The following is a 24433-nucleotide window of genomic DNA, read 5'->3' on the forward strand; positions in this document are numbered from 1 at the left end:
TCATGACCCCCCGCCCGCGTCCCGCGCGCCGAACCCGACCGCCCCACGCCCGCCCCCGCGCCGAACCCGACCGCCCCGCGCCCGCGTACCGCGCCGAACCCGACATCCAGCGTGGACGAAAACGTTCGCGGCCGAAGATGAGCAGCGTGTCGCCCCTCGACGGTCGCGAATTGCACACCGGAGCAGAGCGAGGACGGGCGGACGCAGAACAGGCGCCGCCCGGGGTGGGCGACGCCTGCTGCGTGGTGCGGGGGTGGGTTAGAAGTCCCAGTCCTCGTCTTCTGTGTTGACGGCCTTGCCGATGACGTACGACGAACCCGACCCCGAGAAGAAGTCGTGGTTCTCGTCGGCGTTCGGCGAGAGCGCGGACAGGATCGCCGGGTTCACGTCGGTCGTCTCTTTGGGGAACATCGGCTCGTAGCCCAGGTTCATCAGCGCCTTGTTGGCGTTGTAGTGCAGGAACTTCTTGACGTCTTCGCTGAGGCCGACGCCGTCGTAGAGGTCTTGCGTGTACTGGATCTCGTTCTCGTAGAGCTCGAAGAGAAGGTTGAACGTGTAGTCCTTGATCTCTTGCTTGCGCTCGTCCGAGGCGCCTTCGAGACCCTTCTGGAACTTGTAGCCGATGTAGTACCCGTGCACGGCCTCGTCGCGGATGATCAGGCGGATCAGGTCGGCCGTGTTGGTCAGCTTGGCGCGCGAGGACCAGTACATCGGCAGGTAGAAGCCGCTGTAGAACAGGAACGACTCGAGCAGCGTCGAGGCGACCTTGCGCTTCAGCGGGTCGTCGCCCGTGTAGTAGTCGAGGACGATCTGGGCCTTCTTCTGCAGGTTGACGTTCTCGGTCGACCAGCGGAAGGCGTCGTCGATCTCGGGGGTCGACGCGAGGGTCGAGAAGATCGACGAGTAGCTCTTGGCGTGCACCGACTCCATGAACGCGATGTTCGTGTAGACGGCCTCTTCGTGCGGGGTGATCGCGTCGGGGATCAGGCTGATCGCGCCGACGGTGCCCTGGATGGTGTCGAGCAGCGTCAGGCCGGTGAAGACCCGCATCGTCATCTGCTGCTCTTCGGGGGTCAACGTGTTCCACGACTGGACGTCGTTCGACAGCGGGATCTTCTCGGGCAGCCAGAAGTTGTTGACCAGCCGGTTCCAGACCTCGACGTCCTTGTCGTCGTGGATGCGGTTCCAGTTGATCGCACTGACCGACGAGATCAGCGGGACCGACTTGCCGGTGGCGTGCACCGGATCGGTGATGGTCATGACGTGCCTTTCAGAGGGAAGAGCGTGAGTTCAGGAGGCGCGGGCCGGTCGTCGAGACCGGCCCGCGCCGGGTGGCGCAAGGACTCGGGGCGCAGGGCCTAGAGCATGCAGCTGACGCAGCCGTCGACCTCGGTGCCCTCGAGTGCGAGCTGGCGGAGACGGATGTAGTAGATCGTCTTGATGCCCTTGCGCCATGCGTAGATCTGCGCCTTGTTGATGTCGCGCGTGCTGGCGGTGTCTTTGAAGAAGAGCGTGAGCGACAGGCCCTGGTCGACGTGCTGCGTCGCCGCGGCGTAGGTGTCGATGATCTTCTCGGGCCCGATCTCGTACGCGTCGGTGTAGTACTCGAGGTTGTCGTTCGTCATGAACGGCGCCGGGTAGTACACGCGGCCGAGCTTGCCCTCTTTGCGGATCTCGATCTTCGACGCGATCGGGTGGATCGACGAGGTCGAGTGGTTGATGTACGAGATCGACCCGGTCGGCGGCACGGCCTGGAGGTTCTGGTTGTAGATGCCGTGCTGCATGATGCTGGCCTTGAGCGCGAGCCAGTCGTCCTGCGTGGGGATCGCGACGCCGGCGTCGGCGAACAGTGCCGCCGCCCGCTCGGTCTCGGGCTTCCACTCGGTCTCGGTGTACTTGTCGAAGAAGGTGCCCGACGCGTAGGTCGAGTCCTCGAAGCCGCCGAAGGTGACGCCACGCTCGATCGCGATGGTGTTCGAGGCGCGCAGGGCGTGGAACAGCACCGTGTAGAAGTAGATGTTCGTGAAGTCGATCGCCTCGGGCGTGCCGTAGTGCACACGCTCGCGGGCCAGGTAGCCGTGCAGGTTCATCTGGCCGAGGCCGATGGCGTGCGACTGGTCGTTGCCGACCTCGATCGAGCGGACCGACGTGATGTGGCTCATGTCGCTGACGGCGCTGAGGCCGCGGATCGCGGTCTCGACGGTCTTGCCGAGGTCGGGCGCGTCCATCGAGAGGGCGATGTTCATCGAGCCGAGGTTGCAGCTGATGTCCTTGCCGATCTCGTTGTACGAGAGGTCTTCGTTGAACGTGGTGGGCGTGTTGACCTGCAGGATCTCGGAGCACAGGTTCGACATGTTGATGCGGCCCTTGATCGGGTTCGCCTTGTTCACCGTGTCTTCGAACACGATGTAGGGGTAGCCCGACTCGAACTGGATCTCGGCGATCGTCTGGAAGAAGTCGCGCGCCTTGATCTTGGTCTTCTTGATGCGCGAGTCGGCCACCATCTCGCGGTACTTCTCGCTGATCGCCACGTCGCCGAAGGGGACGCCGTAGACCTTCTCGACGTCGTACGGCGAGAAGAGGTACATGTCCTCGTTGTTCTTGGCGAGCTCGAACGTGATGTCGGGCACGACGACGCCGAGGGACAGCGTCTTGATGCGGATCTTCTCGTCGGCGTTCTCCCGCTTGGTGTCGAGGAACCGCATGATGTCGGGGTGGTGTGCGCTGAGGTACACCGCGCCGGCACCCTGACGGGCACCGAGCTGGTTCGCGTAGCTGAAGCTGTCTTCGAGCAGCTTCATGACGGGGATGATGCCGGAGGACTGGTTCTCGATCTGCTTGATCGGCGCGCCGGCCTCGCGGATGTTCGAGAGCGACAGGGCGACGCCGCCACCGCGCTTCGACAGCTGCAACGACGAGTTGATGCCGCGCGAGATCGACTCCATGTTGTCTTCGATGCGCAGCAGGAAGCAGCTGACGAGCTCGCCGCGCTGGGCCTTCGCGGTGTTGAGGAAGGTCGGCGTGGCCGGCTGGAAGCGGCCCGCGATGATCTCTTCGACCAGGTCGACGGCGAGTGCCTCGTCGCCCTGGGCGAGACCGAGGGCGGTCATGACGACTCGGTCTTCGAAGCGCTCGAGGTAGCGCTTGCCGTCGAACGTCTTGAGCGTGTACGAGGTGTAGTACTTGAACGCACCGAGGAAGGTCTGGAACCGGAACTTCTTCGAGTAGGCGAGGTCGTTCAGCTTCTCGATGAACGCGAAGTCGTATCGCTCGATGGTCGCGGCCTCGTAGTACTCGTTCTCGACGAGGTAGTCGAGGCGCTCGCGCAGGTTGTGGAAGAAGACCGTGTTCTGGTTGACGTGCTGCAGGAAGTACTGCTTCGCCGCCTCGCGGTCCTTCTCGAACTGGATCTCGCCGGACGGGCCGTAGAGGTTCAGCATCGCGTTCAGGGAGTGGTAGTCCATCCCCGAGCTGAGCCCTTGCCCCGGTGCGGCGATCACTTCGAGGTCATCGACTGCTGCGTCCAAAATTCTTCCAATCCTGTGTGTACGGCTTGTACGTCGTCTGGTGTTCCGAAGACTTCGAAACGGTAGAGAAGGGGAACGTCACACTTGGCCGAGACGATGTCGCCGGCCAGGCAGTAGCCCTCTCCGAAGTTGGTGTTGCCCGCCGCGATCACGCCTCGGATGAGGCGCCGGTTGCCCTCGTCGTTGAGGAACCGGATGACCTGCTTCGGGACGGCGCCTCGCCCTTCGCCGCCACCGTAGGTCGGCAGGACGAGGACGTAGGGGTCTCGGACGTGGAGCGGCGGCTCGGACGGGAACAGCGGGATGCGCTGGGCCGGCAGACCGAGCTTCTTGACGAAGCGGTCGGTGTTGCCCGAGACGCTCGAGAAGTAGACGAGTTCGTTCGTCACGTCGAGTCATCGCCTCCGAGGTGAGGTGGGGCCGGGCCCCGGGTCACGGTCCTGCTGGTCGGGCGCGGGGCGCCCGGTCGACTAGTCGACCTTGGCGGCCAGGGCGGCGATCTTGTCGGGGCGGAAACCGCTCCAGTGGTCGTCGTCGGCGATGACCACGGGGGCCTGCATGTAGCCGAGGGCGCGGACCTTCTCGAGAGCGGCGTCGTCGGCGGTGACGTCGAGCACGTCGTACTCGATGCCCTTGTTGTCGAGGGCTCGGTAGGTGGCCGTGCACTGGACGCAGGACGGCTTGGTGTAGACGGTGATGGCCATGGGATCCCCTGTGTTCTGGCCGGCCCCTGAGGCCGGATCGGTGGTTCGTAAGCCTCGGGGCGTAGTGCCCGTGGCGACTCTTCGATACTACATCTAGTGGCCCGGAGTTGCCCCCACAACTAGATGCGGTGTTACACGCCTGTAGTTCGTCTCACGGAGTTCTCCACAGGGAACCGCACACGTTTTGCACAGAACGAGGGCGGTTCTCCCCGGTTCTGGGCTGTTCTCCACATGTTCGTCCCCACCACCGACACTCGTCGATCCGTGTCCCCAGTTCGGGACCACGGCGTGTCGCGCACCCTGGCCCCACTCGTAGACTTGTCCCCTCGTGAGCACCTATTCGACCCTGCTGAAGACGCCCGGCGTCTCGCGCATCATCGCGGCCCAGCTGACCGCGCGCTTCCCGTTCGGCATGCTGTCGCTCGCGTTCCTGCTGCACGTCGAGCACGTGCACCACTCGTATGCCGCGGCCGGCCTGGTGCTCGCCGCGACGAGCATCGGCCAGGCGATCTCGGGCCCGCTCACCAGCCGCTGGATGGGTCGGTGGGCGATGCGCCCCGTCCTGACCCTGACGCTGATCGTCTGCCTGATCACGATGGTCACCTTCACCCTGTACGACTTCTCGGTGCCGGTGTTCATGGCGCTCGGTTTCGTGACCGGCCTCAGCGTGCCGCCCGTCCAGCCGGCCGTCCGCACCATCTACCCCAAGATGGTCACCTCGAACCAGCTCACTCCCCTCTTCTCGCTCGACGCGTCCGCGCAAGAGATCATCTGGGTGGCCGGCCCGGTCATCACGACCTTCGTCGGGACGCAGATCGGCACCCGAGAGGCCATCTGGCTCGCCGCGGCCTTCCTGGTGGGCGGCGGCATCTGGTTCATCGCGTCGCCCGAGGTCGGACGCGTCCGCATCCCCCGCAGCAAGCGGGCCTTCGGCAAGGTGCTCGCGCGGCCGACCGTGCTGCTCGCGACCGTCGCCGGATTCCTGCTCATCGGTGCCTGCGCCGCGGTCGAGGCGGGAGTCGTCGCGCTCTTCGGCGAGGGCAGCGCCGACTCGGGCATCGCCCTCGCGATCTTCGCCGCGGGGTCGTTGGTCGGTGGCCTCGCCCTCGGGCACGTCCCGGTCGGCCCGTGGGCGCTCGCCCGCCGCATCGCCATCGTCTTCGTGGGCATGACCCTCGCGATCTTCGCGACGGGCCTGTGGCCGATCAGCATCACGCTGCTGATCGCGGGCGTCGGCATCGCCCCCGCCCTCGCCGTGATGTTCGCGATCGTGTCGTCGAGCGTGAAGTTCAGCGACACGGCCGAGGCCTACGGGTGGGCCGGCACGGGCCAGCTGATCGGCTCGGCCCTGGGTTCGGCCATCGCCGGCTTCGCGATCGACCACGTCGGCGGCCAGGGCGGACTCATCGTGGCCGCCTGCTTCGCCTTCGTCGGCATGGTCGTCGGCGCCGCGTTCCACAAGGCCCTGCCCGACCTCCGCGGCCGCGACGCGAGTCCCCTGCCCGACACCGAACCGGTGCCGGTCCAGACGAGCTGACCCGCGCCTCCTCGTCCACGGGGCGACGGGCCCGGCACGCAGCGTTCACCGGACGGTCGCCGAGGCCCGGCGACACGGGTGGGTCGGACGCTGGCAGAGTTGAGGGCATGCCCTCCATCGACGTGCCCCAGATCACCCTCAACGACGGCCGCACGATCCCCCAGCTTGGCCTCGGCGTCTACAAGGTCGCCGACGACGAGGCCGAACGGGTCGTCGAGACCGCCCTCGGCGAGGGCTACCGCCACCTCGACACCGCCGAGTTCTACGCCAACGAGACAGGCGTCGGACGTGCCCTCGCGGCGTCCGGCGTTCCCCGTGACGAGGTCTTCCTCACGACCAAGGTCTGGAACACCGCGCAGGGTTACGACGAGACGCTCCGCTCGTTCGACGAGAGCCTGACGAAGCTCGGCACCGACCACGTCGACCTCTACCTGATCCACTGGCCCGCCCCGAAGCAGGACAAGTACGTCGAGACGTACCGGGCCCTCGAGACGATCCGGGCCGAGGGCCGGGCGCTCTCGATCGGCGTGAGCAACTTCCAGGTCGCCCACCTCGAACGCCTGATGGCCGAGACCGACGTCGTGCCGGCCATCAACCAGGTCGAGGCGCACCCGTGGTTGCAGCAGCACGAGCTGCGCGCCTTCGACGCCGCCCACGGCATCGTCACCGAGGCGTGGTCGCCCCTGGCGCGAGGGCGCATCCTGGACAACGCCGCGCTCGTGCGCATCGGCGCGAAGCACGGGGTCACCCCGGCCCAGGTGACGATCCGCTGGCACCTGCAGCAGGGCCTCGTCGTCATCCCCAAGTCGGTCACGCCGTCGCGCATCCGCGCCAACCTCGACGTCTTCGGCTTCGAGCTCGACGCGGGCGACCTCGCCGCCATCGCGGGCATCGAGACCGGCGAGCGCACGGGCTCGCACCCCGACCACAACGGCTGACCCGGTCGACCGCGACACCGCCGCCCGATCCCGACACCCCTGCAGGAGGCGCGGGTCCGGTCGGTCGCGCCCGGCACGTTACCGTGGACCGGCAACCCGTCGACGCAAGGAGCACCCCGCATGACCATCACCGCCGCAGCAGACGGATCGGCCCTCGGCAACCCCGGCCCCGCCGGATGGGCCTGGTACGTCGACGACGAGCGATGGGCCGCCGGCGGCTGGCCACGGGCGACGAACAACCAGGGCGAGCTGACCGCCGTGCTCGAGCTGCTGCGCGCCACCGCCGGCACCGACGACGACCTGCACATCCTCTGCGACAGCCAGTACACGATCAAGGCCTGCACCGAGTGGATGCCCGGCTGGAAGCGCAAGGGCTGGCGGAAGGCAGACGGCAAGCCCGTGCTGAACGTCGAGATCCTGAAAGAGCTCGACGCCGCCCTGGCCGGCCGGAAGGTCCGCTTCGAGTGGGTCCGCGGCCACGTCGGCCACGAGATGAACGAGGCGGCCGACGTGCGGGCCCGGGGCGCCGCCACGGCGTTCCAGAACCGCACCGAGGTGCCGTCCGGGCCCGGGTGGCCGGGGGCACCGGTCGCGACGACCGACCCGATCGCGGCACCGGCGACCCCGCCCGCGCCTCCTGCGACGCTCTTCTGATCCCGCGACGCACCGCACCGCGAATCGTGCACCGCACCTGATCCAGACGCGGTGCCGTGCACGAAACGCCGTGCCGTGGTGTGTCGTGCCGTACCGCGGCACGGCACGGCGCGGCGCGGCTACATCGAGGGGTGCGTGCTCGAGAGTCCGCCGTCGACGACGAACTGCGCGCCCGTCGAGAAGGCCGAATCGTCGCTCGCGAGGTGCAGGGCGAGCCCGGCGACCTCGTCGGGCTTGGCGAGTCGACCCCGCGGGCTCATCGCGCGGAACGCGTCGAGCACCTGCGGCTGGGCCTCGACCTGGCGGCGGAACAGTGCGGTGTCGGTCGGGCCGGGGTGCAGCGAGTTGATGCGGATGTTCCAGCCCTCTTGGGCGGCGTGGGCGGCACTCGACCGGGTGAGCCCGACCAGGGCGTGCTTGCTCGCCGTGTAGGCCGCGTCGTCGCCGAAGCCGAGGAAGGACGTCGCCGGGGCCAGGTTGATGATCGACCCGCCCTCGCCGTCGGGGTTCGCTCGCATCTGCTCGATGGCGAAGCGGGTGCCGAGCATGACGCCGGTGACGTTGACCGCGAAGACGCGGTTCCAGCTCTCGAGCTGGGTGACGTCGATCGACTGGCCCGAGACGATGCCGGCGTTGTTCACCAGGACGTCGAGTCGGCCGTAGTGCTCGGCGATGCGGTCCATGACGCGCTTCCAGTCGCCGCCGTTGGCGACGTCGTGCTGCACGAACTCGGCCCCCGTCTCGGCCGCCACGGCCGCCCCGTCGACGATGTCGGTCGCGACGACCCGGGCCCCTTCGTCGGCGAACCGACGGACGATCGCCTCGCCGATGCCCGAGGCTGCCCCGGTGACGATGGCGACTTTGCCGGACAGACGAGACATGGCGACCTCTTCGTGGTGGAACGCGGGTGGAGCTGGTCGGCTGCCGGGGTGGGGCAGGACCCTACGAGATTACCCCTCGACGGGTGACGGTCGGCTCCGTTCGGAGGCCGGCCCGACGGCCGTGACCGTCACGACGGCCTCGCCCCGCTCGTCGCTCGAGGCGAGGTCGACGACGGCCGAGATGCCGAAGTCGTGGTCGCCCTCGGGATCGGCCAGGATCTGCCGCACCCGCCACACCGTGGGCAGCTGCTCGACCTGCAGCATCTGCGGCCCCCGGGCCTCGGCGTCCGTGCCGATGGAGTCGTACTCGTCGTAGTACCGGTCGAGGGCCTCGCCCCAGCGGTCGGCGTCCCAGCCCGAGCCCGCGTCGAGGGCGCCCAGGGCGTCCGCGTCGTCCCGGGCGGCGAGTTCGACGCGACGGAACAGCTCGTTGCGCACCATGATGCGGAACGCCCGGGCGTTGGCGGTGAGGTTGCGCAGCGTCGGAGGCACGATCTCGTCGTGGGCCTCGACCTCGCGCGGGTTCACCATCTCTTCCCACTCGTCGAGCAGGCTCGAGTCGACCTGCCGCACGAGTTCACCGAGCCACTCGATGACGTCGACCAGCTCGTCGGTCTTCGCCTCGTCGGGCACGGTCTGGCGCAGGGCGCGGAAGGCATCCGACAGGTAGCGCAGCACGAGGCCCTCGGAGCGGGCCAGCCCGTAGAAGTTCACGAAGTCGCCGAAGGTCATCGCGCGCTCGTACAGGTCGCGCACGACCGACTTGGGGCTGAGCGCGAAGTCGCCGATCCAGGGCTGGGAGGCCGCGTACGTCTCGAACAGGGCCGTCAGCAACTCGTCGAGCGGCTTGGGCCAGGTGACCTCCTCGAGCAGTTCCATGCGCTGGTCGTACTCGATGCCCTCGGACTTCATCGCGGCCACGGCCTCGCCCCGGGCCTTGAACTGCTGTTGCGACAGGATCGGCCGCGGGTCGTCGAGCGTCGCCTCGACCACCGAGACCATGTCGAGCGCGTAGGTGGGCGACTCGACGTCGAGCACCTCGAAGGTCGCCAGGGCGAAGGGCGACAACGGCTGGTTCAGGGCGAAGTTCGCCTGCAGGTCGACCGTCAGGCGGATGGTCGGGGCTCCCCCGTCGGGCGAGGCCTCTTGCACGACGACCTCGGCGGTGCGCAGCGTGCGGTAGATCGAGATGGCCTGCCGCGCCATCGCGTACTGCTTGGCGAGCGGCTCGTGGTTGTCGAAGACCAAGGAGCGCACGTTCGCGAAGACGTCGCCGCCGCGACCGATGACGTTGAGCAGCATGGCGTGGGTGACCTGCATGTGCGAGGTCAGGGCCTCGGGCTCGGCGGCGATCAGCTTGGTGAAGCTGGGCTCGCCCCAGGACACGAACCCGTCGGGCGCCTTCTTGCGGACGATCTTGCGCTTCTTCTTCGGGTCGTCGCCCGCCCGCTCGATCTGCTTGAGGTTGTCGATCTCGTGCTCGGGTGCCTGCAGCGTGACCGTGCCCGAGGTGTCGTAGCCCGCACGACCGGCCCGTCCGGCGATCTGGTGGAACTCGCGTGCGCTCAGCTGACGCATGCGGGTGCCGTCGAACTTGGTCAGCGCCGTCAACAGCACCGTGCGGATCGGGACGTTGATGCCGACGCCGAGGGTGTCGGTGCCGCAGATGACCCGCAGCAGGCCGCGTTGCGCGAGTTGCTCGACCAGGCGACGGTACTTGGGCAGCATGCCCGCGTGGTGCACGCCGATGCCCGAACGCACGAGACGGTTCAGGGTCTTGCCGAAGCCCGTGCTGAACCGGAACCCGCCGATCAGCTCGGCGATCTCGTCCCGTTGCTCACGGCTGGCGACCTTGATGCTCGAGAGCGCCTGCGCCCGCTCGAGCGCCGCGGCCTGCGAGAAGTGGACGACGTAGACGGGGGCCTCGCCCGTCGAGAGCAGCTCTTCGACCGTCTCCTGCACGGGTGTCTGCGCGTAGAAGTAGTGCAGCGGCACGGGACGCTCGACGCCGGTGACCCGCGCGACGGGCCGCCCCGTGCGCCGCGCGAGGTCGTCCGTGATGCGGGTGACGTCGCCGAGGGTCGCCGACATGAGCAGGAACTGCGCGCGCGGCAGCAACAAGAGCGGCACCTGCCAGGCCCACCCACGCGACTGGTCGCCGTAGAAGTGGAATTCGTCCATGACGACCTGGTCGACGTCCGCGTCGGCCCCGTGCCGCAGAGCCAGGTTCGCGAGGATCTCGGCGGTGCAGCAGATGATCGGCGCGTCGGCGTTCACCGACGAGTCGCCGGTCACCATGCCGACGTTCTCGGGCCCGAAGAGCTCGACCAACGCGAAGAACTTCTCGCTGACCAGGGCCTTGATCGGGGCCGTGTAGTACGACCGTCCACCCTGGCTCAGGGCGACGAAGTGGGCGCCGGCCGCGACGAGCGACTTGCCGGTGCCCGTCGGCGTGCTGAGGATCACCGACGCGCCTCCGACGAGCTCCATCATCGCTTCGTCCTGCGCCGGGTAGAGGGGCAGCCCGCGCGACTCGGCCCACTCGGCGAAGGCCGTGTACGCCGTGTCGGCGTCGTACGAATCGGCGCCCGGCGTCGACGGGAGCAGGGCGGCGAGGGGGGCGACGGGAGCGGGCGACATGATGAGTCAACCCTGCACCATCGACCGGGCCGCCGGCGACGATCACAGGCGGGTCGTCCGGCCGCGGGGGCGGGACGGCGCCCCCGCGACCGGCCCCCGGCCTCGTGCCCTGAACCTCCACGAGGTGAGGGGAACTCAAGTAAATCACGAGGAGGCGCGCTGCGCGACTGCGAGGACGCTCTGTCCACGACGACGGCAGGGACCAGGGACGAGAAGAGGGCACGCCCCGGTCGACGAGCAGAACTCGGACCAGGGCGTGCCCACCGGACCCACGGCCGAGGACCTCACGAAGTCGGATCAGGAGACCACGCTGCGTTCGACGGCCGCTTGTCGGGAACGGGCGCCCCGGTAACCAGCCGGTGAGCGCACTACACCGTACCTCGGACAGCCCCCGCGGGGGTGGGTGACTTCCAGGTGATTGGAAGACCTCGTAATCCGGATGAAACACCCGACGGCTACGGTCGCGGATGAACCACTTGGTTCACATCTCACGACGGGAGCCCCGATGACCCGCACCACGTCGCTCGCCCCGGTCGAACGCTCGGCGTTCGCCGCCTTCCCGAGCGGGGTCGCCGCGCTCGCCGCCACCGGGATCGACGGCCCGGACGGCATGGTCGTCTCGAGCTTCACGGTCGGGGCGTCCTTCGACCCGCCGATGGTGACCTTCGCCGCACGTCAGGACTCGGCGACGTGGGCCCGCCTGCGCACGGCACCGAGCCTCGGCGTCTCGGTGCTCGCCGCCGACCAGGGTCTGCTCTGTCGCCAGCTCTCGTCTCGCACCCGGGCCGCCCGCTTCGCCGGCGTCGACCACGTCGTCACCGACGACGGGGCCGTCCTGGTGTCGGGCACCCCGTTGCGGCTCGAGTGCGTCGTACACCGCGAGGTGCCGGCCGGAGACCACGTGGTCGTCATCTTGCAGGTGCTCGGCGCCGAGGTCGACGACACGGCCGCACCGCTCGTCTACCACGGCACCGCCTTCCACTCGTTGCAGCCGATCGGCTGACGGGCCGAGGGGCCGACGGCTCAGGCGATGCGCCCCGGGCCTCCGAGCAGACCGTCGACCTGGTCGACGGCGCCTTCGACGGCGGCCTCGTCGGCCGGGGACTCGCCGTTCAACTCGACCTCGTCGGGGCAGTCGCCGTGAACGGCGGCCGGGTCGGTGCGCGCGTCGGCGTCGTGGTCAGCGGGGTTCGTGGGCGTGCTCATGGGGGCCTCTCTCGGGGGCCGACGCTCGACCCCGGTGCGCCCGAACCTACCCCGGCACCTCCGAGACGGCTCCCAGCGCGTCGGGACCGGCACCGCACCTCCCGGGAGTCGAGAGGGAGTCCGGAGCCAGTCGAGCCGACCACCCGCGTCCGACCACGGACGGCCGCCGACTAGTAGAAACGAGGGAGGCGCGCAGCCCCATCCCCGCACCTCCAGACCCGCCGGGCGCCCGGCAGAAAGGGCCGACGATGTCGTCTCCCCGCACCCCCACCACCCGTGTCGCCGTCACCGGCGGCAGCGGCAAGCTCGGCCGTGCCGTCGTGCGCGACCTCGCCGAGCACGGCTACGAGGTCGTCCTGCTCGACCGCGTGCCCAGCCCCGACCCCGTCGAGGGCGTCGTGTTCGTCAAGGTCGACCTGACCGACTACGGCCAGGTCGCCCAGGCCCTCACGAGCGTCGACGACCGGTACGACCACATCGACGCCGTCGTGCACCTCGGCGCGATCCCGGCCCCGGGCCTCGTGCCGAACGCCGCCCTCTTCACGAACAACGTGACCTCCAGCTACAACGTGTTCGCCGCCGCCCGCGCCGCGAAGATCCGCAACGTGGTCTGGGCCTCGAGCGAGACCCTGCTGGGCATCCCGTTCGACATCGACCCGCCCTACCTGCCGCTCGACGAGGAGTACCCCGTGCGACCCGAGTCGTCGTACTCGCTCGGCAAGGCCGTCGAGGAAGAGATGGCGCGGCACTTCACGCGCTGGGACCGTCAGCTGAAGCTGATCGGCCTGCGGTTCTCGAACGTGATGGACGACGGCGACTACTCGGAGTACCCCTTCGACGAGACGCCCGAGAAGCGCACCTTCAACCTGTTCTCGTACATCGACGCCCGCGACGGCGCCCAGGCCGTGCGGAAGGCGCTCGAGAGCGACCTCGTCGGCTTCGAGGCGTTCATCATCGCGGCGTCCGACACCGTGATGAACACGCCGACGGCCGTGCTCGCCGAGCAGTACTGGCCGCAGGTCGAGAAGCGCCGGGCCGTCGAGGGCGTCGAGCCGCTGCTCAGCAGCGACAAGGCCCGCGACCTGCTCGGCTTCGTGCCCGAGTTCTCGTGGCGCGAGTGGGGCGAGCGCACGGGCAACCACCGCGGCTGACGCTCGCCGCCCGCACCGCCGACCCGCGCCTCCTGATCCGCCGGACCAGGAGGCGTGCGTCGCGTCACGGAGCGCGCCTCACCCCTCGAGCACCACCGTCGCCTCGAGCGGCAGCTCGGCCACCGACGAGCCGACGTGCAGCGTGAACGCACCCGGCTCGTGGGCCCAGGACCCGTCCCGCCAGTCGGCGAAGGCCCGGGCCGGGACGGTCACCTCGACACGGCTCGTCTCCCCGGCCGGCACGACGACCGGCGCGAACCCGACCAGCCAGAGCACCGGACGGTCCACCACGGAGTCGGGACGCGAGGCGTAGACCTGGACCACGTGCTTGCCCTCGCGAGCGCCCGTGTTCGTGACGTCGACGGCCACCTGCACCGCGCCTCCCGCGGTGACCGACGGGGTCGTGTCGAGGCCCGACAGCGACCAGGTCGTGTAGCCGAGACCGTGCCCGAACGGGTAGGCCGGCGTCGTCCCGGCCTTGAGCCAGGCGCGGTAGCCGATGTGGATGCCCTCGTCGTAGACGACCTCGCCGTCGACGGGGGCGACGTCGATGACGGGCACGTCCGCCTGGGTGGCGGGCCAGGTCGTGGGGAGGCGGCCGCCGGGCTCGACGGCACCAGTGAGGACGTCGCCGAGCGCGTGGCCGTACTCCTGACCGCCGAACCAGGTGAGGAAGAGCGCGTCGACCTCGTCACGCCAGGGCATGGTGACCGGCGAGCCCGCGTTGACGACGACGACCGTCGTCGCGGCGGCCGCGGCCACGCGCGAGACGAGCTCGTCCTGACGGCCGGGCAGGCCGAGCGAGGTGCGGTCGAAACCCTCGGACTCGACCTTGCTGTTCGTGCCCACCACGACGATCGTCAGGTCGGCGGCCGCCGCGGCCGCGACGGCCTCGTCGATCAGCCCGGCCGGGTCGCCGTCGTCGGGCTCGATGCCGAAGGTGTAGCTCAGGGCTCCGCCGAGTGCGCTCGCCCCGATGGTGTGGTCGACGACGACGTCGATCGGCCGCCCCTCGACGACCGCCACGGCGGCCGACTGCGACGGCGGCGCGAGGAACGCCGCACCGAGGTCGTCGCCGACGGCCTCGCTCGTGCCGTCGAGTACGACCTCGCCGTCGACCCGGATGACCGAGTGGCCGACCGAGGCCACGCCGAGCAGGATCTCGCCCGTGACCTCGGGCGTGTACCGGGTCGAGAACCGCACGGTGTCGCTGCGCTCGACGGGTGCGTCGCCACCGAACCAGACGAGCGCGGTGGCCCTGCGGTCCTCGGCGAACAGTTCGTCGTCGCCCGAGCGGAACGACACGCGCACGCCGGGTTCGCCCGTCTCGGGGTTGGTGATGCGGTCGAGGGGCAGCTCGGCCACCCCTTCTTGCACGACGGCACCGACCGAGTACGTCACGGTCGCGTCGGGGAAGGCCTCCTCGATGCCCTCGACGGGCGTGACGACCTTCTCGGGCAGCACGGTGGCGCTGCCGCCGCCCTGGGTGCGGGCGAAGCGGGCGTTGTGGCCGACGACCGCGATCGACCGGACGGTCGAGGGGTCGACCGGCACCGCGCCTCCTCGGTCGTGGGCCAGGACGGTGCCGTCGGCCGCGGCCTCGCGGACGAACGCGATGCCGTCCTCGACCGTGGTCGGCGTCGCCGCCACGGGCTCGAAGCCCTCGAGGGCACCGACGCGGGCGGCGAGCTGCAGCAGGCGCAGCACCTTGCGGTCGATCGCGTCCTCGGACACCTCGCCCGCGCGCACGGCGGCGACGAGGGCGTCGCCCCAGGGGCCGTCCGGGCCGGGCATCACCAGGTCTTGCGAGTGCTTCGCGCTCTCGACGCTGCGGACGCCCGTCCAGTCGCTGACCACGACGCCGTCGAAGCCCCACTCGCTGTTCAGCGGGGTCTCGAGCAGCTCGTTCTCGGTCGCCGTGACGCCGTTGATCGAGTTGTACGACGACATGACCAGCCAGGCGTGCGCCTCGGTGACGGCCTTCTCGAACGCCAGCAGGTAGAGCTCGCGCAGGGCCCGGTCGCCCACCACGGTGCTCGCGGTGAAGCGGTCGGTCTCGTAGTCGTTGGCGACGTAGTGCTTGGGCGTCGCGCCGACGCCGTTGTCCTGCACGCCGTGGACGTACGCCGCGGCGAGCTCGGCGGTGAGCACGGGGTCCTCGCTGAACGCCTCGAAGTGCCGACCGCCGAGGGGCGACCTGTGCAGGTTGATGGTCGGGCCGAGCACGACGTCGACGCCCTTCCGGCGGGCCTCGACGGCGGCCGCGGCACCGTAGCGGCGGGCCAGGTCGGGGTCCCAGGACGACGACAAGGAGGAGGCGCTGGGCAGGTTCAGGGACGGCGAGCGCTCGTCCCACACCTCGCCACGGACCCCGCTGGGGCCGTCGCTGACCAGGATGCGCCGCAGGCCGATCGTCTCGTTCGGGTGGGTCGTCCAGAAGTCGCGGCCGGTGAGCAGCTGCACCTTCTCGTCGAGGGTGAGCCGCCCGAGGAGCTCGGTGAGTCGGGCCTGGTCGTGTCGTGCCCGGTCGTGTCGTGCGTGGTCTTCTCGTGCCTGGTCGTCGGCCGCGTCGCCGTCGTGGTGGAGGGTCATGACGTGACGCTACCAGCGAAAACCGAGTGACGGTGGGTTTCGGGCCCGACCCCCGACGCTCGCGCTAGCCTGACCGCATGGCACAACGGGGTTCGTACGCGAAGGGTGTGGCCAAGCGGACGGAGATCCTCGACACGGCGCTCGACGTGGTCGCCCGCAACGGCTTCCGCGGCACGTCGGTGAAGGAACTCGCCGACTCGGTCGGCCTCAGCCAGGCCGGGCTGCTGCACTACTTCGACAGCAAGGACGAGCTGTTCACGGCCATCCTCCGTCGACGCGACGAGGTCGACCTCGCCCTCGCCGACCCCCACGCGGACATCGTCGAGCAGTTGATCACCGTCATCCGGCACAACGCCGACGTGCCCGGGCTGGTCCAGCTGTTCGCCAGCATGTCGACGGCCGCGACGAGCGACCCGAGCCACGCCGCCCACGCGTACTTCGTCGAGCGGTACGCCTCGCTCCGCACCCAGGCCGCCGACGCGATCACCATCCGCCAGCGGCGGGGAGAGGTGCCGGCGGGCGTCGACCCCACCCGCCTCGCGACGGTGCTGCTCGCGGTCAGCGACGGCATGCAGATCCAGTGGATGCTCGACCCCGCCACCGACATGGCCGAACACGTCGAGCTCGTCTGGCGCCTGGCGTTGGCCGCGGTGGCGACCCCGGCCTGACCCGTCGGAGCCGGTGTCGGCGGACCCGCCCGGCCCGGCGAACGGCACCCGGCTCGCCCGTCCGGCTCAGCACGTCCGTCCGGCTCAGGACGCCCGACCGACTCAGGCCCGCAGCATGCCCGTCGTCACCAGTTCGCGGACCTGCGGCAGCAGCTCCGACCGCAACGCGGCCTCGTCCGCCCCGAGCAGCTGGGCGAGGGCGCCGACGATCGCGCCGACGCTGAGCTCGCCGTCGCAGGCGCCGACCAGCGCCGACAGGGCTGTGCCCGAGTCGACCGTCCGGGCGAAGCCGCCGCCCTGTCGCAACGAGATGACCGTGGGGTCGTCGTTGCCGGGCCAGTAGTGTCGCTCCTCGGTGACGTCCCCCGCGACGACCAGTCGGCGCGCGGCCAGCTGCTCGTCGTCGAGGTCGCGCAGCAGCTCGATCGCGTCGAGCGTGCCGAGCAGGTGGGCGCCGAGACCGACGTCGTTCTGACCGAGACCGCCCAGGAGGCGCTCCGTGCGCACCACGGGCCGGCTCGCGTCGTCCACGGGTCGCCGCACCGTCAGGTAGCCGAAGCCGACCTCGACGACGCTCCGGGCCTCGAAGTCGCCGAGCCACGCCTCGTACAGGCGCTCGAAGTCCGCGGAGCCGGGACGGGTGCCGCCGTCTCGGATCCAGGTCTCGGAGTACGCGGTCGGGTCCTGCACCTCGCGCTCGACGACCCAGACGTCGACGGGCACGCCACCACGGGCCGCCCAGTCGGCGACCGAGTACGCCCCCTTCTTGCCGGCGACCGCACCCGCGCCTCCGGACTCCCAGTTGCCCAGCAGCTGGGCGACGCCGCCCGGTGCGAGGTGGCGCCCGAGGCCCTCGACGACCGAGGCGACGAGGTCGTCGCCGACCATGCCGCCGTCGCGGTACTCGTACTCGGGCACGCCCTCGGCCCGCGGCGTGATGACGAACGGCGGGTTCGAGACGATGTGGTCGAAGGCCTCGCCGGCGACGGGCTCGAACAGGCTGCCGAGGCGCAGCTCGATGCCGTCGACCAGGTTGAGCGCGGCGTTGAACGCGGCGTAGTCGAGGGCGCGCTGCGAGATGTCGGTGGCCACGACGTGCCGCGCGTGCCGGGCCGCGTGCAGGGCCTGGATGCCACAGCCCGTGCCGAGGTCGAGCGCCCGGTCGACCTGGCGCGAGATCATCAGGCCGGCGAGCGTGGCCGAGGCTCCCCCGACGCCGAGCACGTGGTCCTCGCGCAGAGCCCCCTCGACGACGAGCTCGCCGAGGTCGGAGGCGATCCACCAGCTCGCCTCGCCCGAGGCGTCGACGAAGGAGTACGGGCGGAGGTCGACGAGCGCACGGACCGAGTCGCCCTCGCTCGCCACGAGCCCGAGGGCGACCGCACCTTCGACGCCGATGGTCGGCAAGGCGTCGACGACCGCGTCGACGTCCTGTGGGTAGCCGAGCACGAACAGCGACGCGAGCGTGGCGGCCGGACGCAGCGACTCGTCGCGCGCGGCACTGCGGGCGAGGGCACGACGGGCGGCGACCCGCTCGCCGCGGAAGAGTGCGGCACCGGCCTGCGAACCCCAGGCGTCGGCTCCCTGCAGCCGCTCGACCGTGAACCCGGACGACGCCAGGTCGGCCCTCAGCCGTGCGAGCGCCTCGGGATCGATCGAGAGGTGGGGCGTCGAGTCGTCGGTGGGGGTCGTCGGAGGCACCCGACCATCATGGTGCAGGAGGCGCGGCGCCGGTCACCGGGACGCCACGGAGCCCCCGTCGTGGGACGACGGGGGCTCCGGCCGGTGGACGCGGGACGGGTCAGCTGGTGAAGACCACGTCGTCGTAGTCGAACGACGGCGACATCTGGAAGACGATCTGGTCGGCGTCGGCCACCGAGAACACGATGCGGTAGGTGATGGTCTGGCCGGCCGGGACGACCGTCGTGGGCGAGCTCTCGATGTCGGAGTCGTAGACCTTGCTGGCCTCGACGCCGCCCGAGGTGGCCGTCTCGTAGGGCATCGGCTCGAAGTTCGCGTCGGTGCCGTTCTCGATCGTCACCGTGAAGACCACGGAGGCCGCCTGGTCGGCGCCGCTCGAGTACTCGCCGGGCGTGTACGCCTCGGGGGCCGAGACCGTCACGGCGACGCCGTCGTCGTAGGTGAAGGTGTCGCCGAAGGCGTTGTTCTCGGCCGAGGCGTCGCTGTCGGCCGAACCGGAGTCACCCGAGTCGATCGAGCCGCTCGTGGGCAGGGAGTCGTTGACGGCCTGGACGGAGGCGAGCCCGATGACGAGTCCGACGATCACGACGGCGAGGCCGATGAGCACGCCGAGGCCCGACACGATGGTGCCGATCAGGGCGAGCATGCGCGCGCCCTTCTTCTTCACGAGCGCGATGATGCCGAGCACGAGGCCGACGATCGCGAGGATCACGCCGAACCCGATGAACGACAGCAACAGCCCGACGCCACCGACGACGATCGACGCGATGCCGAGCCCGTTGCCGCCCTGCGGCGACTGCGGGGGCGCGCCGTAGGCCGGAGCTCCGGTCGGGGCGGCACCGTAGGGCGCCTGCTGGCCGCCGTACGGCTGCTGCGACTGCCCACCGTAGGGCTGCTGCGGGGCACCGTAGGCAGGCTGGGGTGCACTCGGCGGGGGCGTCGTGCCGTACGTCGGCTGCGGAGGCACGGGTGCCGACGGAGGAGGCGTCTGGTCGCCGCGTCCGTTCTCGTCGCGGGGGTCACGGGGTTCGTCGGACGAACCGTAGGGCGGCTGCGGAGTGCTCATGAGGCAAGCATGTCGTGACTTCGGGGATCCGACGGGCCGAACAGGCTGTGCGACCGGTTTTCGTTACCGATCTGTCGTATTTGATTCACCCTGCGCAACCTCTCGGCGGTCACGCGCCCCTCAGGGTCGATCAGGCCGGCAGCACCGAGATCTCGAACTCGCCGTACATGTGGGCTGCGTCGCGCAGGTGGTGCAGCGCCTCCTCGGCCTCGGATCGGGAGTGGTACGGCCCCCGGGCCGGCGCGCCGGGCAGGGCGCGGGCGTACGAGTACTGCAGGTACCAGACGGGGTGATCGTGTTCGTCGTGCTGCACGATGCTGACTGCGAGGGACATGCCCGGATGCTACGACCGCCCCGCCCCTGCCGCGCCCGCTCACAGCGGATACATCAGGTCGCGGGCCGCGGCGCCGAGGCGAGACCCCAGGAAGTCGCCGAGACCACCGGACGCGTCACGGGGTCTCGGCGAGGTCGTGGGGTCTCGGCGAGGTCGCGGGGTCTCGGCGGCAGCCGACACGAGAAAGGCCCGGGTCGTGATCGACCCGGGCCTGATGTGGTGGAGCTAAGGGGATTCGAACCCCTGACCTTCTCATTGCGAACGAGACGCGCTACCAACTGCGCCATAGCCCCAGAAACTGCTCTGCCACGATAGCACCTCGCCGACCACCGGAAGAACCCGGGCCGGGCGCTCCGGGGGTCAGACGGCGCGACGGCGCTGCAGCGCCTCGTCGAGCGAGAAGTCCGACTGCGGCAGGTCGTCGATGATGCCCATGCGGGCGAAGCGACTCGGGGGGCGAGGGGGTGCGACCGGCTCGACCCGCGCCTCCTCGGCGGGGACGGCGGGAGCCGCGACGGGGGCAGGAGGCGCGGTGCGGGCCACGGACGCGCGTCGCGTCGACTGCAGCGCGGCCTCGGCCCGGGCGGCCTCGCGCAGGGCGTCGTGCTGCGCGGAACGCAGCGACTCGACCGAGCGCCGGGAGTCCTGCTGCATCACGGCTGCCGCGTCCTCCGCCGACGCGGCGTCCGCCGACGCGGCAGGGGCGGGACGCTGTCGACCGCGTCGCAGGTAGAGGGGCTTCGGGACGGGCACGGGCGTCCACAGCCGGGACTCGGCCGAGGCCTCGTCGTCGCGGACGATGACACCGTCGCCCATGACGCCCGAGAAGTCCTTGAGCGGCTGCGCCACGGGTGCGACGACCGCCCGGCGGGCGCGCGCACGCGACACGGCGGCCAGCTGCGTCAGCATCGCGACCGCGCCGGCACCGAAGACGAGGCCGGCGACGACCACCACCCACGACGACGTCAGACCCGCGGCGACGCCGCCGACGACGGCGACGACGCTGACGGCGAGCACCACGGTCGAGACCAGGCGCGAGCGCCGGAGCCGACGGGCGGCGAGGGCGGGATCGCGGTCGGCGGCCCGCAGCACGGGGGCGGCCGCGGCGAGCTCGCGGGTGACGGCACGCTGCCGCGCCGCCTCGTGCGCACGCCTCAGGGCCTCCCGCCGCGCCTCCTCGTGTCGCAGGATCTTCTGCGCGTCGGCGACCGAGCGGGCGTTCGCCTCGATGCGCACCTCGTCGGGGACCTCGGCCGTCTGGGCGAGGATGCGCAGGGTCTGCTGCAGCCGCACGGCGTTGCGTTCGGTCGCGAGGTACTCGCGTCGACGCTGCCAGGTGGGCACGAGGTAGACGAGCCAGAGCGCGGCGACGAGAGCGAGGACGACGCCTCCACCCCACGACTCGATGTTCATGGTGACCAAGGTATGAGCGGGCGGGCCCCGGAGGCCGCTGATCGACAGGTGTGTCCGCGTGTCGCGGGACGGATCCGCTTCGCGGCCCGACGGAGGACCCGAGCGGGCGGAGTCGCTACAGCGGCAGCGTGCGTCCGGCCTCGGCCAGGGCGTCGGCCGGCACGCTGCCCTGCCCGACCGGCACGGCTCCCGTGGTCCAGCGACGCAGGACCCCCTCGGGCACCTCTTCGGCGACCAACGCGAAGCAGAAGTGGTCGCGCCACGACCCGTTGATGTGGATGTACCGCCGCCGCAGACCCTCGTAGCGGAAGCCCAGCTTCTCGACGACGCGCAGGCTGGGGGCGTTCTCGGGCCGGATGCAGATCTCCATGCGGTGGAGCCCCAGCGCCCGGAAGCAGTGGTCGGTCGCGAGGGCCACCGCGATCGGCGTCGCGTTGTGGCCCGCCGCCGCCTGGGTCACCCAGTAGCCGATGGTGGCCGAGCCGAGCGAGCCGTAGGCGATGCCCGAGACGTTGAGCTGGCCGACGAACCGGCCGTCGAGCTCGATGGCGAAGGGCAGACCGAGCCCCGCCCGGGCGTTGGTCTGCAGCGACCGGATGCTGCCGCGCACGTCGTGGCTGGTGAAGCCGTTCGGGTTGGTGGCCTCCCACTGCCGCAGCCACGACCTGTTCTCCATCAGGGCCTGGTCGAGGTCGCGGGTGTCACGGAGACGGAGGGGGCGGATGGTCACCGCCCCCTCCGTCAGCGTGGGGATGTTCGTCACGGAACGTGTCGCCTGCTTACTTCTCGAGCCCGGCGGTGAACTCTTGCAACCACGGGCGCAGTTCGCCACCGATGTCGTCCCGGTCGGAGGCGAGCTGCACGATGGCCTTGATGTAGTCGAGCTTGTCACCGGTGTCGTAGCGACGGCCACGGAACACGACGCCGTACACGCCGCCGGTCCACTCTTCGGCGCCGGCCATCTTCATCAGGGCGTCGGTCAGCTGGATCTCGCCGCCCTTGCCCGGCTCCTGCTTCTCGAGGACGTCGAAGACCTCGGGGCGGATGACGTAGCGGCCGATGATCGCCAGGTTCGAGGGCGACTCGCCCTGTGCCGGCTTCTCGACGAGGCCGGTGACCTTGACGACGTCGTCCTCGTCGGTCTTCTCGACCGTGGCGATGCCGTAAAGGTGGGTCTGCGAGGGGTCGACCTCGAGCAGGGCGATGACGGTGGCGTTCTTCTGCCCCTGCACCTCGACCATGCGCGTGAGCAGCGGGTCGCGGGCGTCGATGATGTCGTCACCGAGCAGGACGGCGAACGGCTCGCGTCCGACGTGCATCTTGGCGCGGAGCACCGCGTGGCCGAGGCCGAGCGGGTCGCCCTGACGCACGTAGTGCATGTCGGCGAGGTCGGTCGACTGGTTGACCTTGGCGAGCTTGTCGTGGTCGCCCTTCTTCTTCAGCGTCTCTTCGAGCTCGCTGACGTGGTCGAAGTGGTTCTCGAGCGCGTTCTTGTTGCGGCCCGTGATCATCAGGACGTCGGTGAGGCCGGCGTTGACGGCCTCTTCGACGACGTACTGGATCGCCGGCTTGTCGACGACCGGCAGCATCTCCTTCGGCATTGCTTTCGTGGCGGGCAGGAATCGTGTCCCCAGGCCCGCGGCGGGAATGACTGCTTTAGAAATCGTGAAGCCCATGCGGGTCAGCGTATCCATCCCCGACGTTTCGCGGAGGTTAATAGTCGGACGGTTAAGCTCGTCGTCATGACTGACGACGTCGGCAACGCCAAACGCGCCCTGCGAGCCGAGATCCGCCAGAAGCGTCGCACCCTGGGTGCACACGAGAGGGACCAGGCCACCGAGGGCATCACCCGGCACCTCACCGACCTCGCCACGGGCCTGTCGGTGCGCTCGATCGCGGCCTACCTGTCGACCGACGTCGAACCGAACACGCGACCGTTCCTCAACTGGGCTTTCGCGAACGGCGTCCGGGTGCTGTTCCCGATCACCCGGGCCGACGGCCTGCTCGACTGGGCGGTGGGCGACGGCGAGAGCGAGACCCGCGGCCTGTTCGACCTGCCCGAGCCCGTCGGCGAGGTGCTCAGCCCGATGGCGGTCAACGACGTCGACCTGATCGTCGTGCCCGCGGCGTCGATCGACCACGGCGGCATGCGCATGGGCTGGGGCCGTGGCTACTTCGACAAGACCCTCGGCTCGATGGAGCGCCGCCCGCCCGTCTATGCTGTGGTGTTCGACCCCGAGTACGTCGAGTCGGTGCCCCGAGAGCGGCACGACCAGCCCGTCGACGGCGTCGTCACCCCCTCCGGCATCCACGAGTTCTAGACTCGCCTTCCCTCAGGAGCGCCTCCGTGCCCACCTACTCGTACCGCTGCACCGAGTGCGACAACGCGTTCGACATCGTGCAGTCGTTCACCGACGACACCCTCACGGTCTGCCCGGTCTGCGAGGGCAAGCTGCGCAAGGTCTTCAGCCCCGTCGGCGTGACCTTCAACGGGTCGGGCTTCTACCGCACCGACTCGCGCTCGAAGAGCACGTCGGGCTCGGGGTCGTCAGGCTCGGGCGACAAGGGATCGTCGTCCGGCTCGTCCGAGAAGACCTCAGGAGGCGCGAGCGGCTCGTCCTCGTCGGGCACCTCGGGCAGCGGGTCGGGTTCGTCCTCGTCCGGCAGCGGCTCGTCGGGCTCCGGCTCGTCGGGCTCCGGCTCATCGGGCTCCGGCTCGTCGGGCTCCGGCTCGTCCGGTTCGAGCTCGTCCGGTTCGAGCTCGTCGGGCGGGTCGTCCCGCTCGTCCTGACCGCGCCGAAGGCGACCGACGGGATCACCCGAGCGCGCCTCCGTGGTTTGCTGGACGTCGAGAACCTCATCTCGTCGGATCAGAAGGAGTCGCCCGTGAAGGGTTTCAAAGAGTTCATCCTGCGCGGCAACGTCATCGACCTCGCCGTCGCGGTCGTCATCGGTGCGGCCTTCACGGCCATCGTGACGTCGCTCGTGACCAACGTGTTCAACCCGCTGATCGGTGCCGCGTTCAACGCGACCATGCTCGACGAGGCGCTCATCGTCACCATCCCGACGCTCGACGGCGGCGAGGCCCAGCTGAAGTTCGGCGCCGTCATCGGGTCCGCGATCCAGTTCCTGATCATCGCGGCCGTCGTCTACTTCGTGCTCGTGTTGCCGGTGAACAACCTGCTCAAGCGCACCTTCGCCAAGCAGAAGGCGGAAGAGACCCCGGCCGACGTCCCGCCGACCGACGTCGAACTGCTCAGCGAGATCCGCGACCTGCTGCGTGCCCAGGCCGCACCGGCCGTCAGCGGCGGCTCACACGCCGCACCCGTGCTCGAGTCGCGCGACCCGCACAGCGAGAACGGCCCGCTCGGCAGCCGCTGAGCCCGACACGACGAACCCGCCACGAGATCTCGTGGCGGGG

General features: G+C 70.0%; 23 protein-coding genes and 1 tRNA gene. 9 read left to right on the forward strand and 15 right to left on the reverse strand.

Annotation, left to right across the window (positions count from 1 at the left end; genetic code table 11):
- Positions 1-258: 258 nt before the first annotated feature.
- From nrdF to nrdH, 4 genes are all read right to left on the reverse strand, one after another.
- On the reverse strand, positions 259-1260 hold the full coding sequence (nrdF, locus tag SZ60_RS12935) for a class 1b ribonucleoside-diphosphate reductase subunit beta (RefSeq protein WP_043596546.1): 1002 nt from the start codon (positions 1258-1260) through the stop codon (positions 259-261).
- 98 nt (positions 1261-1358) lie between these two features.
- On the reverse strand, positions 1359-3464 hold the full coding sequence (nrdE, locus tag SZ60_RS12940) for a class 1b ribonucleoside-diphosphate reductase subunit alpha (protein ID WP_043596574.1): 2106 nt from the start codon (positions 3462-3464) through the stop codon (positions 1359-1361).
- Between the two features lie 32 nt (positions 3465-3496).
- The gene (gene nrdI, locus SZ60_RS12945) at positions 3497-3916 is read right to left on the reverse strand and encodes a class Ib ribonucleoside-diphosphate reductase assembly flavoprotein NrdI (RefSeq protein ID WP_043596547.1); all 420 of its coding nucleotides are present in this window, start codon (positions 3914-3916) and stop codon (positions 3497-3499) included.
- Positions 3917-3997: 81 nt separating this feature from the next.
- A complete protein-coding gene (nrdH, locus tag SZ60_RS12950) occupies positions 3998-4231 on the reverse strand; it encodes a glutaredoxin-like protein NrdH (protein WP_043596549.1) in 234 nt (77 codons plus the stop codon).
- A 328-nt stretch (positions 4232-4559) separates the two neighbouring features.
- On the opposite strand from nrdH, the gene SZ60_RS12955 reads away from it, so the two are divergent.
- The 3 genes from SZ60_RS12955 (at position 4560) to SZ60_RS12965 (ending at position 7360) form a co-directional block, all read left to right on the forward strand.
- On the forward strand, positions 4560-5768 hold the full coding sequence (locus SZ60_RS12955) for an MFS transporter (protein WP_043596551.1): 1209 nt from the start codon (positions 4560-4562) through the stop codon (positions 5766-5768).
- A gap of 107 nt (positions 5769-5875) precedes the next feature.
- A complete protein-coding gene (locus SZ60_RS12960) occupies positions 5876-6706 on the forward strand; it encodes an aldo/keto reductase (RefSeq protein ID WP_043596553.1) in 831 nt (276 codons plus the stop codon).
- 120 nt (positions 6707-6826) lie between these two features.
- Positions 6827-7360 (forward strand): ribonuclease H, encoded by a 534-nt coding sequence (locus tag SZ60_RS12965; protein ID WP_043596554.1) that lies wholly within the window; start codon positions 6827-6829, stop codon positions 7358-7360.
- A 119-nt stretch (positions 7361-7479) separates the two neighbouring features.
- On the opposite strand, the gene SZ60_RS12970 is transcribed toward SZ60_RS12965, so the two are convergent.
- Both SZ60_RS12970 and SZ60_RS12975 read right to left on the reverse strand, forming a co-directional pair.
- Complete coding sequence (locus tag SZ60_RS12970) at positions 7480-8241, reverse strand: SDR family NAD(P)-dependent oxidoreductase (protein ID WP_043596555.1); 762 nt, start codon at positions 8239-8241, stop codon at positions 7480-7482.
- A gap of 69 nt (positions 8242-8310) precedes the next feature.
- Positions 8311-10881, reverse strand: a complete 2571-nt coding sequence (locus SZ60_RS12975) for an RNA helicase (protein ID WP_082060141.1) — start codon at positions 10879-10881, stop codon at positions 8311-8313.
- Positions 10882-11386: 505 nt separating this feature from the next.
- Here SZ60_RS12975 and SZ60_RS12980 point away from each other — a divergent pair.
- Complete coding sequence (locus SZ60_RS12980; protein ID WP_043596556.1) at positions 11387-11884, forward strand: flavin reductase family protein; 498 nt, start codon at positions 11387-11389, stop codon at positions 11882-11884.
- 20 nt (positions 11885-11904) lie between these two features.
- Here the strand turns inward: SZ60_RS12980 and SZ60_RS12985 are convergent, their stop codons facing one another.
- On the reverse strand, positions 11905-12087 hold the full coding sequence (locus SZ60_RS12985; protein ID WP_043596558.1) for a hypothetical protein: 183 nt from the start codon (positions 12085-12087) through the stop codon (positions 11905-11907).
- A gap of 248 nt (positions 12088-12335) precedes the next feature.
- Between SZ60_RS12985 and SZ60_RS12990 the strand changes: the two genes are divergently transcribed.
- Positions 12336-13238 carry an NAD(P)-dependent oxidoreductase gene (locus SZ60_RS12990; RefSeq protein ID WP_043596559.1) on the forward strand — a complete coding sequence of 301 codons (903 nt, stop codon included), beginning with the start codon at positions 12336-12338 and terminating at the stop codon, positions 13236-13238.
- Between the two features lie 78 nt (positions 13239-13316).
- Here the strand turns inward: SZ60_RS12990 and SZ60_RS12995 are convergent, their stop codons facing one another.
- Positions 13317-15830 (reverse strand): beta-glucosidase, encoded by a 2514-nt coding sequence (locus SZ60_RS12995; protein WP_082060142.1) that lies wholly within the window; start codon positions 15828-15830, stop codon positions 13317-13319.
- A gap of 77 nt (positions 15831-15907) precedes the next feature.
- Between SZ60_RS12995 and SZ60_RS13000 the strand changes: the two genes are divergently transcribed.
- Positions 15908-16498 (forward strand): TetR/AcrR family transcriptional regulator, encoded by a 591-nt coding sequence (locus SZ60_RS13000; protein ID WP_043596561.1) that lies wholly within the window; start codon positions 15908-15910, stop codon positions 16496-16498.
- Positions 16499-16600: 102 nt separating this feature from the next.
- On the opposite strand, the gene SZ60_RS13005 is transcribed toward SZ60_RS13000, so the two are convergent.
- The 7 genes from SZ60_RS13005 to galU all read right to left on the reverse strand — a co-directional run bounded on the left by SZ60_RS13005 (position 16601) and on the right by galU (position 22706).
- On the reverse strand, positions 16601-18199 hold the full coding sequence (locus tag SZ60_RS13005; RefSeq protein ID WP_369700708.1) for a methyltransferase: 1599 nt from the start codon (positions 18197-18199) through the stop codon (positions 16601-16603).
- A 100-nt stretch (positions 18200-18299) separates the two neighbouring features.
- On the reverse strand, positions 18300-19265 hold the full coding sequence (locus SZ60_RS13010) for a DUF4190 domain-containing protein (protein WP_043596562.1): 966 nt from the start codon (positions 19263-19265) through the stop codon (positions 18300-18302).
- Between the two features lie 130 nt (positions 19266-19395).
- Entirely contained in the window at positions 19396-19599 is a 204-nt protein-coding gene (locus tag SZ60_RS13015) for a hypothetical protein (protein ID WP_043596564.1), read from the reverse strand.
- 217 nt (positions 19600-19816) lie between these two features.
- Positions 19817-19892: transfer RNA gene (locus SZ60_RS13025), tRNA-Ala, on the reverse strand.
- 67 nt (positions 19893-19959) lie between these two features.
- Positions 19960-21012, reverse strand: a complete 1053-nt coding sequence (locus SZ60_RS13030; RefSeq protein WP_043596579.1) for a hypothetical protein — start codon at positions 21010-21012, stop codon at positions 19960-19962.
- A 115-nt stretch (positions 21013-21127) separates the two neighbouring features.
- Positions 21128-21775, reverse strand: coding sequence for a GNAT family N-acetyltransferase (locus tag SZ60_RS13035; protein ID WP_043596567.1), 648 nt, complete (start codon positions 21773-21775; stop codon positions 21128-21130).
- Positions 21776-21791: 16 nt separating this feature from the next.
- On the reverse strand, positions 21792-22706 hold the full coding sequence (galU, locus tag SZ60_RS13040) for a UTP--glucose-1-phosphate uridylyltransferase GalU (protein ID WP_369700709.1): 915 nt from the start codon (positions 22704-22706) through the stop codon (positions 21792-21794).
- Between the two features lie 48 nt (positions 22707-22754).
- Here galU and SZ60_RS13045 point away from each other — a divergent pair, with 48 nt between their 5' ends.
- From SZ60_RS13045 to mscL, 3 genes are all read left to right on the forward strand, one after another.
- Positions 22755-23333: a 5-formyltetrahydrofolate cyclo-ligase gene (locus SZ60_RS13045; RefSeq protein WP_043596571.1), complete on the forward strand. Its 579-nt coding sequence runs from the start codon at positions 22755-22757 to the stop codon at positions 23331-23333.
- Positions 23334-23359: 26 nt separating this feature from the next.
- Positions 23360-23803, forward strand: coding sequence for an FmdB family zinc ribbon protein (locus SZ60_RS13050; RefSeq protein WP_043596573.1), 444 nt, complete (start codon positions 23360-23362; stop codon positions 23801-23803).
- 95 nt (positions 23804-23898) lie between these two features.
- Complete coding sequence (mscL, locus tag SZ60_RS13055; RefSeq protein WP_043596580.1) at positions 23899-24393, forward strand: large conductance mechanosensitive channel protein MscL; 495 nt, start codon at positions 23899-23901, stop codon at positions 24391-24393.
- Positions 24394-24433: the final 40 nt, after the last annotated feature.

Origin of the sequence: Frigoribacterium sp. MEB024 (assembly GCF_000878135.1) — a bacterium.
GTDB lineage: Bacteria > Actinomycetota > Actinomycetes > Actinomycetales > Microbacteriaceae > Frigoribacterium.

Excerpts from the sequence above, each read along its gene's own strand:
- nrdF (WP_043596546.1), bottom strand. The coding sequence starts at position 1,260 with ATGACCATCACCGATCCGGTGCACGCCACCGGCAAGTCGGTCCCGCTG.
- nrdE (WP_043596574.1), bottom strand. The coding sequence starts at position 3,464 with ATGGACTACCACTCCCTGAACGCGATGCTGAACCTCTACGGCCCGTCC.
- nrdH (WP_043596549.1), bottom strand. The coding sequence starts at position 4,231 with ATGGCCATCACCGTCTACACCAAGCCGTCCTGCGTCCAGTGCACGGCC.
- SZ60_RS12960 (WP_043596553.1), top strand. The coding sequence starts at position 5,876 with ATGCCCTCCATCGACGTGCCCCAGATCACCCTCAACGACGGCCGCACG.
- SZ60_RS12965 (WP_043596554.1), top strand. The coding sequence starts at position 6,827 with ATGACCATCACCGCCGCAGCAGACGGATCGGCCCTCGGCAACCCCGGC.
- SZ60_RS12970 (WP_043596555.1), bottom strand. The coding sequence starts at position 8,241 with ATGTCTCGTCTGTCCGGCAAAGTCGCCATCGTCACCGGGGCAGCCTCG.
- SZ60_RS12975 (WP_082060141.1), bottom strand. The coding sequence starts at position 10,881 with ATGTCGCCCGCTCCCGTCGCCCCCCTCGCCGCCCTGCTCCCGTCGACG.
- SZ60_RS12980 (WP_043596556.1), top strand. The coding sequence starts at position 11,387 with ATGACCCGCACCACGTCGCTCGCCCCGGTCGAACGCTCGGCGTTCGCC.
- SZ60_RS12985 (WP_043596558.1), bottom strand. The coding sequence starts at position 12,087 with ATGAGCACGCCCACGAACCCCGCTGACCACGACGCCGACGCGCGCACC.
- SZ60_RS12990 (WP_043596559.1), top strand. The coding sequence starts at position 12,336 with ATGTCGTCTCCCCGCACCCCCACCACCCGTGTCGCCGTCACCGGCGGC.
- SZ60_RS12995 (WP_082060142.1), bottom strand. The coding sequence starts at position 15,830 with ATGACCCTCCACCACGACGGCGACGCGGCCGACGACCAGGCACGAGAA.
- SZ60_RS13000 (WP_043596561.1), top strand. The coding sequence starts at position 15,908 with ATGGCACAACGGGGTTCGTACGCGAAGGGTGTGGCCAAGCGGACGGAG.
- SZ60_RS13010 (WP_043596562.1), bottom strand. The coding sequence starts at position 19,265 with ATGAGCACTCCGCAGCCGCCCTACGGTTCGTCCGACGAACCCCGTGAC.
- SZ60_RS13015 (WP_043596564.1), bottom strand. The coding sequence starts at position 19,599 with ATGTCCCTCGCAGTCAGCATCGTGCAGCACGACGAACACGATCACCCC.
- SZ60_RS13030 (WP_043596579.1), bottom strand. The coding sequence starts at position 21,012 with ATGAACATCGAGTCGTGGGGTGGAGGCGTCGTCCTCGCTCTCGTCGCC.
- galU (WP_369700709.1), bottom strand. The coding sequence starts at position 22,706 with ATGGATACGCTGACCCGCATGGGCTTCACGATTTCTAAAGCAGTCATT.
- SZ60_RS13045 (WP_043596571.1), top strand. The coding sequence starts at position 22,755 with ATGACTGACGACGTCGGCAACGCCAAACGCGCCCTGCGAGCCGAGATC.